Below are 16,423 nucleotides of genomic sequence, written 5' to 3' on the forward strand. Positions count from 1 at the left end.
ATGTGGCCCTATTCTAAGGTTATCGCCCACCGAGGCGGCGGCACCTTATCACCGGAGAATACACTGGCAGCGATGCAGTGTGGCCTTGATTATGGGTTCGCCGCCGTAGAGTTTGATGTCATGTTATCAAAAGACGGCATCCCTGTGCTGATGCACGATCCAGAATTTGGTCGAACCATCCGTGGTACCGGAAGTGTTGCAAATAGCACGGTGGACGAACTGGTGAAGATGGATGCAGGCGCTTGGTTCTCTGATCAATTCATTGGTGAGAAAGTCCCTACTTATGAAGAAGTAGTGCGATTTTGTCGCGCACATGGGATCTGGATGAATGTAGAAATCAAACCTGCACCTGGGTTTGAAGAAGAGACCGGTCGTGTTGTGGCAGAAATGACTGCTGCGATGTTTGCAGATGTGAGTGTGACGGATTTGTCACACCTGCCTTTATTTTCTTCTTTTGAATTTCCAGCCTTGATGGCCGCAAAACAGGCGGCCCCGCACATCCCACGTGGTTTTTTGATCGACGAAATCACTCCCGATTGGCGGGCGCAGCTACAAGCGCTTGGTGCTTCTGCGCTGCATACCAACCATCGTCATTTAACGCCATCGCTTGCCAAAGAGATTAAGGATGCAGGGCTTGGTTTGTTTTGTTATACCGTGAATACGCCCGAGCGAGCCGCTGAAATCCTCAGCTGGGGCGTGGATGCGTTTTGTACAGATCGTCTCGATCTCATTCCTGCTGATTTTTAAAAAAGAGAGGGGCGCAAGCGTACAAAGTGCATAGCGACTGTTGTTTCAAGGTCGGATGAAAAAGCGTAACCGGTCTTTTTTTGTCTGTTTTTTGTCTAATAGATAGTATTTCTCTAGAAATAGTTGTATTTTTTAACACTGGACAGCGAGACTTGGCCCTAGCGAGCGATGTGCTTTGCACCGGCGCGTGTTTGCGTGGTGCTTTTGCCCCTTCATTGCTGATGTTGTACTTAATTTATACCGTATAATCAAAAATTAGATCATTTTTAAGCTTAGCCATCTCAATTTATGAACTCGTCAGAAATCCGCGATAAATTCCTTAGTTTTTTTGAATCAAAAGGCCACAGCCGTGTCCGCTCTTCCAGTCTGATTCCAGGTAATGACCCTACCTTATTGTTCACCAACTCAGGTATGGTGCAATTTAAGGACGTATTTTTGGGTCAGGACAAGCGCGCTTATACGCGTGCAACGACTGCGCAACGTTGCGTACGTGCCGGTGGTAAGCATAATGACCTTGAAAACGTTGGTTACACAGCGCGTCACCACACCTTTTTCGAGATGTTAGGTAACTTCTCTTTTGGTGACTATTTCAAGAAAGACGCGATTCATAATGCGTGGGAACTCCTCACTGTTGTCTATGGCTTGCCAAAAGAGAAGCTGACAGTGACGGTATATCACGAAGATGATGAGGCATACGACATCTGGAAGAATGAGATCGGCGTTCCTGTAGAACGTATCATTCGCATCGGTGATAACAAAGGTAGCCGCTACGCGTCTGACAATTTCTGGCAGATGGCCGATACCGGTCCTTGCGGTCCATGTACTGAAATTTTCTATGATCACGGTCCAGAGATCTGGGGCGGTCCTCCAGGATCGGCAGAAGAAGACGGCGATCGTTTTATTGAAATCTGGAATCTCGTCTTTATGCAATTTAATAAAGATGAAGCCGGTGTACTGCATCCGCTGCCGAAACCATGTGTCGATACCGGCATGGGTCTGGAACGCTTGTCTGCGGTATTGCAACACGTTCATTCTAACTATGAGATCGATACATTCCAGAATCTGATCAAGGCAGCAGCGCGTGAAACGGGCTGTGCTGATTTAGAAAACAATTCTTTACGCGTCATCGCCGACCACATTCGTTGCGCGGGCTTTTTGATCGTCGATGGTGTCATTCCGGGTAATGAAGGTCGTGGTTATGTCTTGCGTCGTATCACTCGTCGCGCGCTGCGTCATGGCCACAAATTGGGTCAAAGTCAACCATTCTTCTTCAAATTGGTGGCTGATCTGGTCAAAGAAATGGGTAGTGCTTACCCAGAATTAGCCGAAGCAGCAGATCGCGTTGCGGAAGTCATTCGTCAAGAAGAAGAACGTTTCGGTGAAACGCTCGAGCACGGTATGAAAATCCTTGAAGCAGCGCTTGCGAAAGGAACGAATCAGCTCGATGGCGATACCGCATTCACTTTGTATGACACCTATGGTTTCCCATTGGATTTGACCGCTGATATCTGTCGCGAACGTCATGTTGTGTTGGACGAAGCGGGCTTCAATGCTGCCATGGAAGTGCAGCGTGAAAAAGCACGTAAAGGCGGTAAATTTAAAATGGCCGTAGCAATTGAATACAGCGGCGACAAGACAACATTCGTTGGCTACGATCAATTGCAACATGAAGCAAAAATCGTTGCATTGTATGTCGACGGCAGCCCAGTCAACGAAGTGAAAGCAGGTCAGCATGCAATCGTTGTTCTGGATACGACACCGTTTTATGCAGAGTCCGGTGGTCAGTGCGGTGATTCAGGGGTCTTGGTTGGTAGTGACGGTACTGTCTTTGAAGTCAATGACACACTCAAAGTGCAAGCCGACGTATTCGGCCATCATGGTGTTCTGAAATCTGGCACGCTGACGATCGTGCAAAGTGTGAAGGCAGAAGTCGCAACAGAGATTCGTGCGCAGACAATGCGTAACCACTCTGCAACGCACCTTATGCACAAAGCACTGCGCGAAGTGTTGGGAAGCCATGTGGCGCAAAAAGGCTCTTTGGTCGACGTTGAAAAAACACGTTTTGACTTTAGCCACAACGCACCAATGACAGCGGATGAAATCCGTCAGGTGGAGACGATCGTTAACCGTGAGATTCTCGCAAACGTGGCGACACGTGCGCAGTTAATGGCATTTGATGATGCTGTAAAACATGGTGCGATGGCACTCTTTGGTGAGAAATACGGCGACGAAGTCCGCGTGCTGGATATTGGTTCTTCGCGCGAGCTGTGTGGCGGTACTCATGTTTCCCGCACTGGTGACATCGGTTTGTTCAAAATTGTTGCTGAAAGCGGTGTTGCTGCTGGCATTCGTCGCGTTGAAGCGGTGACTGGCGAGGTGGCGCTGACATTGGTGCAAACGCTCAATAATCGCGTCAACGAAGCCGCGGCTGCGCTCAAAGCACAGCCAGAGGAACTGACAGCCCGTATCTCTCAGGTGCAAGACCACGTGAAAGCGCTTGAAAAAGAATTAGCAAGCCTGAAGTCCAAAATGGCATCTAGCCAGGGCGATGACTTAGTCTCGCAAGCAGTTGAGATCAAAGGTATCAAAGTGTTGGCGGCGGTACTCGACGGTGCAGATGTGACCGCACTGCGTGAAACCATGGATAAGCTCAAAGACAAACTGAAAACAGCGGCAATTGTGTTGGCGTCGGTGGTGGATGGGAAGGTGAGTTTGATCGCAGGTGTTACCGCAGACAGTACCTCAAAAATCAAAGCTGGTGAGCTGGTTAATTTTGTAGCGCAGCAAGTCGGTGGTAAAGGTGGTGGGCGCCCGGATATGGCACAGGCAGGTGGTACTGAACCTGCTGGCTTGTCTCAGGCATTGGCGAGTGTCAATGATTGGATTAACGGAAAATTATGATCCACGTACGTCGCGCAGAAGTTTCTGATGCGGCCCAGATCCAACGGGTCTATGCAAGTGTTGGTGCGTATGGCGGTAGCTTGCAGCTACCCCATCCGTCAGTCGAGATGTGGCAAGATCGATTGCGGCAAAGCAGCACGAACGATACTTTGCTGGTTGCTGTCAGCGATGGCGCAATCGTTGGTACAGGTGGCTTGCGTTTAGAAACGAAGCAGCGACGTTCTCATGTCGCAACCCTCCGTATGGGGGTTGCGGATTCATTCACCGGCCGTGGTGTCGGTACCGCCTTATTAACCGAGTTATTGAACTTGTCAGATAACTGGCTACACGTGCTGCGAATCGAGTTGACCGTGTTTTGCGATAACGCGGCAGCGCTTCATCTCTATAAAAAATTTGGCTTTGAAATCGAAGGAACCCACCGAGCGCATGCATTGCGCAACGGACGTTTTTCGGACTCTTATTCAATGGCACGGCTGCATCCGCAGCAGCCCCTCATCCCTACGCGTGAAACCTAATGGAAATTCGCTTCTGCCCGGTGTGTGCGAGCGATTTGGTGTCGCGTTTTGATGATCAAGATCCCAATAAAACGCGTCTTAGTTGCCCAGAAGGTCATTGGACGCATTGGGATAATCCCATTCCTGTTCTCGCTGCGCTCGTTGAGGTCGAGGGACGGATTCTGCTTGCTCGGAATGCTGCGTGGGTTGAAAAAACCTTTGCATTAATCACGGGCTTCATGGAGCGAGGTGAGACTCCAGAACAGGGTATCGCGAGAGAAATTAAAGAAGAGACCAATCTCGATGCCACTACCATCACGCTCATTGGTGTCTATGAATTCACAAAAAAGAATGAAGTCATCATTGCTTATCACGTCAAGGCTACCGGCGAAATTCGTCTTTCAGAGGAACTGGTTGAGTACCGTTTAGTTGCCCCCGAAAAGCTCAGACCATGGAATGCCGGAACAGGTCATGCGGTGGCGGACTGGATGCGCTCGCAGGGCTATGAACCTGTTTATATTGAATGGCCAACAGGATAAAGACCTTTTTGATATATTTAAGATAAGTTTTTGCGACCTTTTGGTGCATGAAATTTACATTCTTTTAATAAAATGTTGTTAGTGTGTTGCGTTGCACCATCCTGAAGAAAAATCCGGTAGAATTGGTGCATCATATGTTTTGCAAATGAACTTATTTCATTTGCTGCTACAGGAAAAATCATGCAATTCAATAAAGAACTGGATGCACGCGGACTTAATTGCCCATTGCCCATTTTAAAAACAAAAAAAGCACTCGCAGAGATGATTACCGGTGAGGTACTGCATGTGCTAGCGACGGACCCAGGTTCAGTCCGCGATTTCAAAGCGTTCTCAAAACAAACCGGCAACGAACTGCTGGCGCACCAAGAGAACACCAATGAATTTGAATATTATATAAAACGAAAATAATCAGCCGTCACTTTTCGTTTTGCATTGCCTAGACGTGTTCTGATTTAATAGGACGATGAAAACCCGCAAACGTGTTTGCGGGTTTTTTTATGCCTCAACGGCGAAGGGGAGCGTTGCGAAGAGGCGTTTAAGTTGTTCATGATGGCGCTTCCATGTCTATGTCGCATTTTGCGGCAGAGAAAACGAGCAAAAAGTCACTGAGGCGTGCTGTAAAACGCAGGAACTATTCATTACAACCGAGTGATCACAATCAATCCATGGGGCCCGTTTGAAACAGTTTGATGATCTCGGGTTGTGGTGAAGGTTGTCCGTTCCAGTGGGCACCTGGTTGGAGTGCAAAGCGTTGTACTTTTCCTACGGGAAGCGGAATGCGTTGATTACCCTTCACCAAGGCGGCAGTGATCTGGTCAGGGCCATCACCGACGGTGACCTCGACGGTGGACATTTCCTCGTCGCCGGGGAAGTATTCATTGTCTTCCATTTGTCTGCCCAAAGGGTTTCGAGGCTGGAGTTCGCACGAGGATCAATATCAATGCTGTATTTACAAAACGAGATATCCCATTCATGAAGGCAGTTTCTGGCGTGATATGACGGGGCATAAATAATCCTGTTAAAAAATTCGAGGCGGAGGTCGGGGGGGAGGGGGCAATCCGAAGCCGGATATGGCTGCGCTGGTGAGCTACGCACGGCGATGTTGGTTGATAGATTTAACCGGCTTCATGATGGCGTTTCCATGTTGTTGGGTTTTGATAACGAGGTTCTATGCCGAACTTATCGCTGGCAGAGAGACGCAGAGAGACGCAGAGAGACGAAGATAGGCGTGACGAAAGGCCTTTGCGGTCTCCGTGCCTAATTGAGCATCCAGCTCCCAAATCATGCGCTTAGGTTTTCCATTTTTCATCACGCCAAAATATCGGGTACTATGAATAGCTTTTATTGATCCCGTTTGATTGTGCCGTTTTCTTGGATTTTGTAAATTTTGTCTTTCGTACGATCATTGAACCAACTACTATCAATAACGGTAATTTGATGATTTTGATCGATAGAAAATTGGCCCTTCACCGCCAACGTTTGGATGATTTTGTTATTCAAAATGGTTACGAACGTTGGTGCTAAGAGATCTTCTCTATAGTTTGCTCCCCGGTGCTGTTCATTGTGCATTTCCTTATCATGAATCAATGCAACTAATACATTTTTAAACGGCGTAAAAAAAAGCACAATTGGATGTAAGCCATGCTTTACAGGGTTGTCATAGTCTAGAGGATGGGCGTATTCCATGCCGAGATTGAAAATGTAGTTATAGGAACCAAGCAATGAGCCTAATGGGTCGGTATCTGATTTTCCTAAGTTAAATGGATGATAAAACACAGTGCAGTTACTGGATGGCGTTTGTATATACTCCCCATAACGATTTCTCTTATTTGAGCCAAAGCACCAATCATTATATTTTTTAAACTCAAACGGTAATAGGGTGAGTTTTCGACCATAGGTATTGATGGCGGCATTGTTCATTGCTGGTTTTTTGTAGCTAAAAAAGGCGTTGCCATAATCAATGATGATTTGTGTTGGAAAAACTAGTATTGGAGAAGATAAAAACTCGTTACATTGGTTTTTAAATTTTATGCTGACGCTATATCCCCAAGGTAATTTTCTTAGATCCATTTTCTCATTGAAATTTTTCGCAAAAAATGCAGCGATATTCTCGTCGGTCGCTCCGCCTTTCATCATTAACTGAAATGGATCAAAGGCTGGATAGATTTCTTTTTGAATTGGCATTTGGCATCCATGACCATCGATGATCTTATTACCACTTATGACAAATCGTGGTTCTTGAACCTCATTGATTTTCATATTTGGTTCGTCATAATCAACGACTTTCTGAAATACCCAGTCACCTGAAATATCTTGACTCTGGTCTGCACTCGTAAAGCTCTGCGCGAACACTAAAGTTGTCTTAAAAATCAAAGCAATCAATATCAATAGTAGTTTCATTATTTACTTTTAAAATTCCAAAGAAGGCGTGACATGACCTCTATTGCAAGGCAATGCCACGCATGAGTGTGTTGGGAATATTCATGACTAATTCGCCTTCGACGAAACCGGTCATCACGCCAAAATATCGGGTACTACGAATAGCTTTTATTGAACCCGTTTGATTGTGCCATTTTCTTGGATTTTGTAAATTTTGTCTTTCGTACGATCATTGAACCAGCCACTATCAATAACGGTAATTTGATGATTTTGATCGATGGAAAATTGACCATCCATCGCCAATGTTTGGATGATTTTGTTATTCAAAATGGTTACGAACGTTGGGGCTAAGAGATCTTCTCTATAGTTTGCTCCCCGGTGCTGTTCATTGTGCGCTTCTCTATCATCGACCAATGCAATCAATACATTTTTAAGCGGAGTAAAAAAAAGTACGACAGGACGTAATCCATGCTTTACGGGGTTATCGTAGTCTAGCGGATGGGGATATTCCATGCTGAGATTAAAAATGTAGTTATAGGAACCAAGCAAAGAGCCTAATGGGTCGGTATCTGATTTTCCTAAGTTAAATGGATGATAAAACACAGTACAGTTACTGGATGGCGTTTGTATATACTCCCCATAACGATTTCTCTTATTTGAGCCAAAGCACCAATCATTATATTTTTTAAACTCAAACGGTAATAGGGTGATTTTTCGACCATAGGTATTGATGGCGGCATTGTTCATTGCTGGTTTTTTATAGCTAAAAAAGGCGTCGCCATAATCAATGATGATCTGTGTTGGGAAAACCAGTATTCTTGCGGACAAAAATTCGTTACACGAATTCTTTAAATTTGTATTTACCCGATATCCCCATGGGGATTTTCTTAGATCCATTTTCTCATTGAAATTCTCCGCAAAAAACGAAGTGATACTCTCCTTTGTAGCGTCTCCTTTCATCATTAATTGAAATGGATCAAAGTGCGGATAAATTTCCTTTTGAATTGGCATTTGACATCCATGACTATCGATAATCTTATTGCCACTTATGACGAATCGTGGTTCTTGAAGGTTATTAATCTTCATATTTGGATCATCATAATCAACGACTTTCTGAAATACCCAGTCACCTGAAATATCTTGACTCTGGTCTGCACTCGTAAAGCTCTGCGCGAACACTAAAGTTGTCTTAAAAATCAAAGCAATCAATATCAATAGTAGTTTCATTATTTACTTTTAAAATTCCAAAGAAGGCGTGACATGACCTCTATTGCAAGGCAATGCCACGCATGAGTGTGTTGGGAATATTCATGACTAATTCGCCTTCGACGAAACCGGTCATCACGCCAAAATATCGAGTACTATGAATAGCTTTTATTGAACTCGTTTGATTGTGCCGTTTTCTTGGATTTTGTAAATTTTGTCTTTCGTACGATCATTGAACCAACTACTATCAATAACGGTAATTTGATGATTTTGATCGATAGAAAATTCGTCATCCACCGCCAACGTTTGGATGACTTTGTTATTTAAAATGGTCACGAACGTTGGTGTTAAGAGATCTTCTCTATAGTTTGCTCCTCGGTGCTGTTCATTGTGCATTTCCTTATCATGAATCAATGCAACTAATACATTTTTAAACGGCGTAAAAAAAAGCACAATTGGATGTAAGCCATGCTTTACAGGGTTGTCATAGTCTAGAGGATGGGCGTATTCCATGCCGAGATTAAAAATGTAGTTATAGGAACCAAGCAAAGAGCCTAATGGGTCGGTATCTGATTTTCCTAAGTTAAATGGATGATAAAACACAGTACAGTTACTGGATGGCGTTTGTATATACTCCCCATAACGATTTCTCTTATTTGAGCCAAAGCACCAATCATTATATTTTTTAAACTCAAACGGTAATAGGGTGAGTTTTCGACCATAGGTATTGATGGCGGCATTATTCATTGCTGGTTTTTTATAGCTAAAAAAGGCGTCGCCATAATCAATGATGATCTGTGTTGGGAAAACCAGTATTCTTGCGGACAAAAATTCGTTACACGAATTCTTTAAATTTGTATTTACCCGATATCCCCATGGGGATTTTCTTAGATCCATTTTCTCATTGAAATTCTCCGCAAAAAACGAAGTGATACTCTCCTTTGTAGCGTCCCCTTTCATCATTAATTGAAATGGATCAAAGTGCGGATAGATTTCCTTTTGAATTGGCATTTGGCATCCATGACTATCGATAATCTTATTGCCACTTATGACGAATCGTGGTTCTTGAAGGTTATTAATCTTCATATTTGGATCATCATAATCAACGACTTTCTGAAATACCCAGTCACCAGAAATATCTTGACTCTGGTCTGCACTCGTAAAGCTTTGTGCATGCGCTACATTTGCATTAAAAATGAAGGCAATCAATATCAATAGTGGTTTCATTATTCATTCTCCATTAATGTGTATAGATATATTTATTGTGCAAAAACATTTCCATTTCGTGTTTGCGTCTCGTGATTAGTCCGGGCAGGCCACCATTAGTAATGTCAGAAAATTCGTTGCAACAGCCTTGGTAATCGCGCGAGTTCAGTTTTGCTAATTGGACTGGATATAATTTATTTGTATTAAATGCCAAGCAAACTAAGGCATCAAATTCGTGTTGATATAACGGAACAGCAATTAATTTTTTAACTTTTTCTATGACACCTATTAAGTCATTTTTCAAATCCTCGTCTGCCGACTTTTCAGAATAACTGGCGATCACTTTATAGTAGTTATCAGAGCCTTTTTTTTCTAAAGCACGACAGCTATTTTTTCCGTCAATTAGATGTCCCCAGCCGATGGTGCAGTAGCCAGAACTATCCTCGTAGGGCTCCGTCCTGAGTTTTTCCCAGCTCTTAATGAATTGGATGCCCTTATCAGACAACGACATTGTGTGTACATTTTTGCGCTCGTTCGTCGTAATCGATGAGTTTGTTTTTATCGCAGGAATAGTAGGAGCGATTGGTGGAGGAATTCGCCCACCACAGACCACGGCAGCACCTTTTCCTTCACGTCTCGCCATTTCAAGTATGCTGCCGTTTTCCGCTGTTTCTCGCGTTACGCTAAAGCGATGATTCGGCTCCTTTTGCCATCCCCATATATCAAAATGTACCCATGATTTAGCACCCTCAAAGGTACTCTCTAAATATAACCTTTTACCCGATCCATCTCTCGTTCCAGGCTCAAGAGCACCCATGTATTTCATAAAGATTTGTTTCCGAATTTTATTTAGTCCTGCGTCATCCCTCACTTCGTTTCCATTCTTATCATTGAAGTGCAAATCTAATGCGCTCCCCATGTGATTGGTCGTTTTGGATTTCGCGTTGTTCTTGTTCCACCATGTACATCGATATCCTGACGATATGAATTTCAACGTATAGCCAAGGCCCTTTTCTTTGGTGTGCAAATAAAAGAGCATCGCTCTTAATATCCAATACACACTACGATGGATTCCAGGATGCTCCCCAGGACTAACCTCACAACCTTGCTTATCTTTTTCAAAGCTTGAATTACCAAAGCCGTCGCAATGCGTGCCCTTGCAATGACATTTCATGCTATCTAGGTTGATAGGGTACTTTGCCTTGAACTCATCTAATGCAAATAAAACACTTCCACAAACTTTTCCTGTCTCGGCAACACCCATGTAATCACGCTGAAATTGTTTGACTGCCAGCTCCAATGCATTAGTAAAGGTGGTTGTAGGTTTAGATCCACCAAACCCGGCCAGCCGAATGCTCAGCTCTTCAATCAATGGACCTTTATCCCCTAATTTGATGCACTGACTTTCATCGCACTGTCCGCTCCACTCCGATTTGGGTGTGCCATTTTTACCTCTCTTATCGCTCATGATGAGCGGTACCGGGACGGTATCCGATGGGGTACTTGGCGATATAGATCCATCAACATTAGTATCTGTTTCTGAATGTCCAAATGTCTTCTGAGCGGGCGTAGCGTGTTCGTGGCTAGCTTTTTTGGATGGCGCAACCGACACAGGTGCGGGTGCGTGATCAGTACTGTGTCCTGATGTGCGTTCATTTTGCAGAGGAAGCTTCAGAATCTGTCCTGCAGCAATGTAGTTTTCATTTCTAATGTTGTTGAGGCGAACCAGCGCCTCGACAGTGGTTTTATTTTCTTTGGCGATGGATGCTAATGTGTTGCCTCCTTTTACTTGATAAGTTTTACGCTGATAGTTACCAGGCGTACCTATATCTTTCTGTAAAAGTATTTCTCTCTTCACTTTGGGGCTGTATAGCTTAACGATCTGCTCTTCAGAAAAGGCTTTGATGATCTTGACAAGCTTCATCTCATCATTCAAAAACCGTTTCACATAGATGCCGATATCGGCACCTAGTTTGGCATGAACGTGCCCAATTTTTCCGTCAGCATCTGTCACGCCTTCATGTATCAATTCATTGCCAATTTTGACGGCAACCTTTAGGCCAGAAATGCCAGCGTTGAGTGCATCCAATAAAATAATATGTACTTTACTTTGATCATTTTCTTTATTCATGTATTTGCTCTCCAACGACATATTTTTATATTAAGGAAATTATTCTTGGTATCATCATTTTGCGGACACTAACGAGCACTATCCATGGAATGGTAAAGAGCGTCCCACTCGCTAACCGTTGAGTTTCCGAACAGAACTGCGATCTTTTGCTGCTGAGAGGAATACAAAGGTAGAGTCCGCCCGTGCATATCTAATGACCCAGCTAATGAAGTGCCGTCGGTATATGTAGCCTGATATTCCACGTCGCTGAAGGCATGTTGGTGAAACACGTAATGTGCATCGATGCGATTACTGAAGTCCTTTTTCTCTGGTTTAACTAGTGGCTCAATCATTCGATCATTTGGCGTTGTAAAATCGTGTGTTGCTGCATACGTCGTCCATGCGCCACGAGTGCCAGTTGTTACTCCCGATGCATCCCAATGGGTAAAGCTTGTTGCGCCGTTGACGACGACGTCTTGTTCGCTTTCGATACAGATACGCTTTTTGGAGCGAATCACAATCTCACCATTTTCACTAGTAATTTGGATCTCTTTGAGTGCTAGCAATGTCATTGCATCGCTTTGTGCTTGGAGATCTATTTTTCCGGCAGCTGCGATATATTTCATGCCACCCAGTTGGGTGAACATGCGAGTTCCCTGTATGGCGCTCACGATCATGCGACGGCCAGTAGCAATGGATGTATGTTGAGTGCTTGTGAGAGCAATATGTTGACCGCTATTAATGTGTGCGTTACCACCTGCAGTAACAGCGTAACTTTCTGGAGTCGACATCACCATGTCAGCGTTAGCAAGTTCCGGAAAATCCCCAGCAGCAGCTTTACTCGGGACTTCGCTCATCGCCATTAATACTTTACTTTGAATATCTTGCAGCCCTTTAGCACCCATGGCGAGAGCAATACCATTAGCAGTACTTGATACTCCATCAGCTAAATCCTGGAATCTAGGTACTGTGTGAGATAACCTATCCGCGAATTGGGTGGCAGTTGCGGCGGCACCAACGATATGCTGTACCGCCCCGCTGGGAGAATAAATAACGCCACCTATCTGCCGCGAGCTAGGGGGAAGCTGATTCGCTACCGAGCTAATAGCACCATCGATGGTGTTACCTCTTTCACTTGATTTACTATCTGATTGGGATGCGTCGAGCCCCTGTCGCAAAAGCAAATTCATCTCACTCTGCACTTCGCTACTAATATCGCTTAAGCCAATGCTGGCAGCGGCAAAGGTGGCAGTATTTTTGAAACCCGCAATTTGCGCGTTTTGGAGTTGTAACGAAAGTGCTACCTCAGATTGATCCAATTCATTGTCATTCGCTTTGCTTTTGATCGCTAAAGCAGCAAGAATATTTTGTAAGCTTTGACCTTGAATGAGTCGCGCAACGGTTTCCCCCATGTCCGTTAGGTGGTTTGCCGCTCTTGGTCTTCCATACGTGGATACTAACAATCCTTCTTTAGTCCGAATCGCACCACGCCCATCCGTTCTGAGCTCAAACCCTTGACCGCGTGGTTCTTGACGGCCTTGCTTGTTTTCAATCCGTGTGATGAAGCCTAGACTCAGTTGACTGTGATCATGATCGCTCTTGAGTTGCGCCTGAATTTGGTCATGGGTATCGTCAAGAACAAGGTGGTTACTACGCCCAGTGGCGCTGTTGCCGCCGCCTTGGTCGGTCAGTTCTCTACTACGAATCCCCATCAAGGCTTGCTGATTGGGTAGTTGCCACGGTGGCATATTGAATTGGTTGTGCACGCTGCCGCTGCAGATCGGTCTATCTGGGTCGCCGCCAATGAAGTCGACGATGACTTCTTGTCCAATGCGGGGAATTGCTTGTTGCCCTAGCTGATTGCCTGCCCACGGCAAGACGACGCGAACCCAGCAACTGCTGTTTTGATTGACTTCCCCGTAGCGATCCCATGGAAACTGGACTTTGATACGGCCATATTGATCGGTATAGATATTACTGGCGGCGGTATCGCCATGCGGGCCGGTCACGATGGCCACTTCGGGGCCGTAGCAACGCGGCTTTTGTTGTGTGTGTTCTGGGCGCACCACGGCGTTACTTGGTTGTACGGTGAAATCGGTCTGTACACGCCATAAGCCGTGCTCAAGTTGACCGACGGACCGCGCCGTCGTGAGGTTAGGCAGTACAGCGAGATCGATTTGTTGAGAAGGATGACGCTGGGTGTCTTCGCTGACGTTCTCGATTAAAAAATGCGTACGAATGACGACGTATTCTCTGTTGGCGATACCTTGAGGATGGTCCGTCAGGGTGAAGGAAACGCCAGGCGCTAAGCCGCGGAGATAGGCGCTAGCCTTGGCACGCTGCCCATGCTGGCGTCGCTCTTCGATGCGCAGTCGGGTTAAGAAGCGGCCTTGTTCATCGGTTTTATTGGCCTGTGGGTTCGCCCCTGCATTCGGTTGGCTATACCGATTGCCACTGTGGGCATCATGCCAGCTATAGAGTTCTTGTTTGTTTTGTCCGGTATTGCGGGGATCACTGGCGTTGGCATCGAGGCTGGAACGGCATCGGGTGTAGTCGTAATCACGGCTGGCGACGCTGCCTGATGTGAGGCTGTTCTCTGGGCTAAAAGCATGAATATATTCGCGGTCGATTTTATGACCCAGTGGGTAATACGGAATCGTTGCGTAGGCCTCACTGGCGGTGCGAAACGCACCATTGATATCAGAAAGAATCAGACGATGAACACCGTGACTATGCTCAAAGTGATAGTTAATACCCCACTCTTGCATGAGACGCGTTACAAATGCAAAATCAGATTCGTTGTACTGAACGCAATAATCTCGTACGGGATAGGTATCGATCAGGCGCTTATCGACGACAAATGCATAGTCATTCAGCACTGCTACAATCGTTTCAACAGGCGTTTGATTCTGAAAGACTTTGCAATCAGTCGTGAGGGTCGCGAGATGCAACCAAGGACGCAAGGTGAATTCATAGAGCGCATGACGGCTATCGACGCCGATAAAGCGTGCCGCAGTGATGAGGGCGGAGATTTCGCGCTGTCCAGCACCGATGTGAGCGCTACCGCCACCGGGGAGACCTGGGATAAATGCACCCATGCCTTCAAGTTCGATGATGCAGGTGATCTCTTTGCCGATGACACTATCGAGGTCGAGATTGGCCCCAATAGCAGCGCCAATGCCAAGATCATCCGAGGTCTGGAGCGTTAAACGATAATCGAATAACTGGTTAATGCCATCGGTTCCGACTAAGCGTAATGGTGTTAGCGGCTTACGGAGATCAGCCAATGCTGGGCCGCTGATGCTTAAGGCGCGAGGGTGGGTGAATGGTTCGTTCAAGAATTTATTCCTATGGCGAAGTTGATGTATGTCTTGTGCGATGGCGCAGCTATTTCCTGCGTAATCTGAATGGACTCTCTTTTCGGTGATATGGTGTGCATCATCGAAATGCATAAGAAATTGCTAATTTTTGAATGGCAATGAAAGGCGCGTTCGATTGCGGGAGAATCGTAGCCAGAGAGGAATGCGGGGTGAAGTAGTTTTACGTTGTGATGCAGTTATTACATGCGGTAGTTTATTCGCGTAGAGTTGTTACTATTGTTGCCTGATCATTGGCCCAATTGATGGTACTAGGATATAGGGAATGGTCTGATGCCATCTGTCGAATAATGCGCGAAACACCTTCTTGGTGAAGTACTCAATCTCTCTTGTCTCGGGTACACTAGAGCCCCATGAAATCTGACCTCCTTGCTCTCTCCGCCATTGCTCTTTGGGCTAGTCTTGCTGCACTTGGTGTGACGCTGTCGCACGTGCCGCCATTTTTACTCACCGGAAGTGCTCTCCTTATTGGTAGTTTGATTGCGGTGCCATTATCGGGCTTTCGAATGGCGGCATGGAAAGTGCCGTTGCCGACCCTTTTATTGGGCGTGTATGGTTTGTTTGGTTTTCATTTATTATTTTTTGTTGCCCTTCGTAATGCGCCGGCAGTGGAAGCCAACCTGATTAATTATTTGTGGCCGCTGGGGATGGTCGTGCTGGCGCCGTTGTTTCTTCCTGAGACAAAGCTGACTCGCTCCCATCTCGGTGCGGCTTTGTTGGGCTTTGCCGGCGCAGCAGTGGCGATTCTTGGGCGGCATCATGCTGACGGATTGAGCGCGGAATTTCATTCTGGCTATGTGTTTGCTTTTGGTTCTGCGCTGATTTGGGCGACATACTCGTTGGGATCTCGACGGGTACCGCACTTTGACACAGCTGCAGTGGGTAGTTTTGCTGCGTTGTCTGGTGTGCTGTCGCTGGGATGTCATTTTTTATTTGAACCGGCGGTCGATGTGACGTTGTCAGATTTTTGGCGTATTGCAGTGCTGGGATTAGGTCCACTGGGCGGTGCGTTCTTTTTGTGGGATGCCGCCATTAAACAGGGCGATCCAAGGCGGATTGGCGTGTTTGCTTTTTTGACGCCCTTGTTATCCACCATCGTGGTGGTGATTTCTACGGGGCAGTCGTTTTCAATCAACATCATTGTTTCCGCTGCGATGATTATTGCAGCGGCGGAATGGGGACGCCGTGCTACGCGATAGGCAATGTTCTTCAGTATTTTTAAAAGCGCAGTTTCTTGATTGAATGATGCTTGCTCGTCTGAGCTTCGTTCGCATCGCAACGAATAGTTATTCCCGCGGTTTCAGCGGTGGTTGCTGTTGATTTTTATCAATTTGTTTGCATAAAGATATTATTTTTTACCTTCGATCGTTTTCTTTTTCAATAAAAATCCGCTTTTTCATCGCCTGAAGAGCGTTTAGACAACTCGCTCTAGCACGATTTAGATTAAAAAAGGAACGATCGTGC

12 protein-coding genes are annotated in these 16,423 nt (G+C 45.7%); 6 read left to right on the forward strand and 6 right to left on the reverse strand.

Annotated features, from left to right (window positions below; genetic code table 11):
* The 5 genes from ugpQ (at nt 1) to ACO0K2_RS16020 (ending at nt 5,089) form a co-directional block, all read left to right on the forward strand.
* The gene (ugpQ, locus tag ACO0K2_RS16000) at nt 1-747 is read left to right on the forward strand and encodes a glycerophosphodiester phosphodiesterase (RefSeq protein WP_423020624.1); all 747 of its coding nucleotides are present in this window, start codon (nt 1-3) and stop codon (nt 745-747) included.
* Nucleotides 748-1,035: 288 nt separating this feature from the next.
* The gene (gene alaS / locus ACO0K2_RS16005) at nt 1,036-3,648 is read left to right on the forward strand and encodes an alanine--tRNA ligase (RefSeq protein ID WP_423020626.1); all 2,613 of its coding nucleotides are present in this window, start codon (nt 1,036-1,038) and stop codon (nt 3,646-3,648) included.
* Nucleotides 3,645-4,163: a GNAT family N-acetyltransferase gene (locus ACO0K2_RS16010; RefSeq protein ID WP_423020628.1), complete on the forward strand. Its 519-nt coding sequence runs from the start codon at nt 3,645-3,647 to the stop codon at nt 4,161-4,163. The genes alaS and ACO0K2_RS16010 overlap by 4 nt, the downstream gene beginning before the upstream one ends.
* Nucleotides 4,163-4,681: an NUDIX domain-containing protein gene (locus tag ACO0K2_RS16015; RefSeq protein WP_423020630.1), complete on the forward strand. Its 519-nt coding sequence runs from the start codon at nt 4,163-4,165 to the stop codon at nt 4,679-4,681. Before ACO0K2_RS16010 ends, ACO0K2_RS16015 begins: the two co-directional genes overlap by 1 nt.
* 180 nt (nt 4,682-4,861) lie before the next feature.
* Nucleotides 4,862-5,089, forward strand: coding sequence for a sulfurtransferase TusA family protein (locus ACO0K2_RS16020; protein WP_423020632.1), 228 nt, complete (start codon nt 4,862-4,864; stop codon nt 5,087-5,089).
* 250 nt (nt 5,090-5,339) lie between these two features.
* On the opposite strand, the gene ACO0K2_RS16025 is transcribed toward ACO0K2_RS16020, so the two are convergent.
* From ACO0K2_RS16025 to ACO0K2_RS16050, 6 genes are all read right to left on the reverse strand, one after another.
* Nucleotides 5,340-5,570, reverse strand: coding sequence for a hypothetical protein (locus ACO0K2_RS16025; protein ID WP_423020634.1), 231 nt, complete (start codon nt 5,568-5,570; stop codon nt 5,340-5,342).
* Nucleotides 5,571-6,022: 452 nt separating this feature from the next.
* Nucleotides 6,023-7,081 (reverse strand): hypothetical protein, encoded by a 1,059-nt coding sequence (locus ACO0K2_RS16030; protein ID WP_423020636.1) that lies wholly within the window; start codon nt 7,079-7,081, stop codon nt 6,023-6,025.
* Between the two features lie 147 nt (nt 7,082-7,228).
* On the reverse strand, nt 7,229-8,287 hold the full coding sequence (locus tag ACO0K2_RS16035) for a hypothetical protein (protein WP_423020638.1): 1,059 nt from the start codon (nt 8,285-8,287) through the stop codon (nt 7,229-7,231).
* Nucleotides 8,288-8,434: 147 nt separating this feature from the next.
* On the reverse strand, nt 8,435-9,493 hold the full coding sequence (locus ACO0K2_RS16040) for a hypothetical protein (RefSeq protein WP_423020640.1): 1,059 nt from the start codon (nt 9,491-9,493) through the stop codon (nt 8,435-8,437).
* A gap of 13 nt (nt 9,494-9,506) precedes the next feature.
* Nucleotides 9,507-11,603, reverse strand: coding sequence for a glycoside hydrolase family protein (locus ACO0K2_RS16045; RefSeq protein WP_423020641.1), 2,097 nt, complete (start codon nt 11,601-11,603; stop codon nt 9,507-9,509).
* A 68-nt stretch (nt 11,604-11,671) separates the two neighbouring features.
* On the reverse strand, nt 11,672-14,920 hold the full coding sequence (locus ACO0K2_RS16050; RefSeq protein WP_423020643.1) for a type VI secretion system Vgr family protein: 3,249 nt from the start codon (nt 14,918-14,920) through the stop codon (nt 11,672-11,674).
* A 392-nt stretch (nt 14,921-15,312) separates the two neighbouring features.
* Between ACO0K2_RS16050 and ACO0K2_RS16055 the strand changes: the two genes are divergently transcribed.
* On the forward strand, nt 15,313-16,158 hold the full coding sequence (locus ACO0K2_RS16055) for a DMT family transporter (protein WP_423020645.1): 846 nt from the start codon (nt 15,313-15,315) through the stop codon (nt 16,156-16,158).
* Nucleotides 16,159-16,423 lie beyond the last annotated feature (265 nt).

This window comes from Undibacterium sp. MH2W (genome assembly GCF_049340215.1).
In the GTDB taxonomy this organism is placed as follows: domain Bacteria; phylum Pseudomonadota; class Gammaproteobacteria; order Burkholderiales; family Burkholderiaceae_D; genus Undibacterium.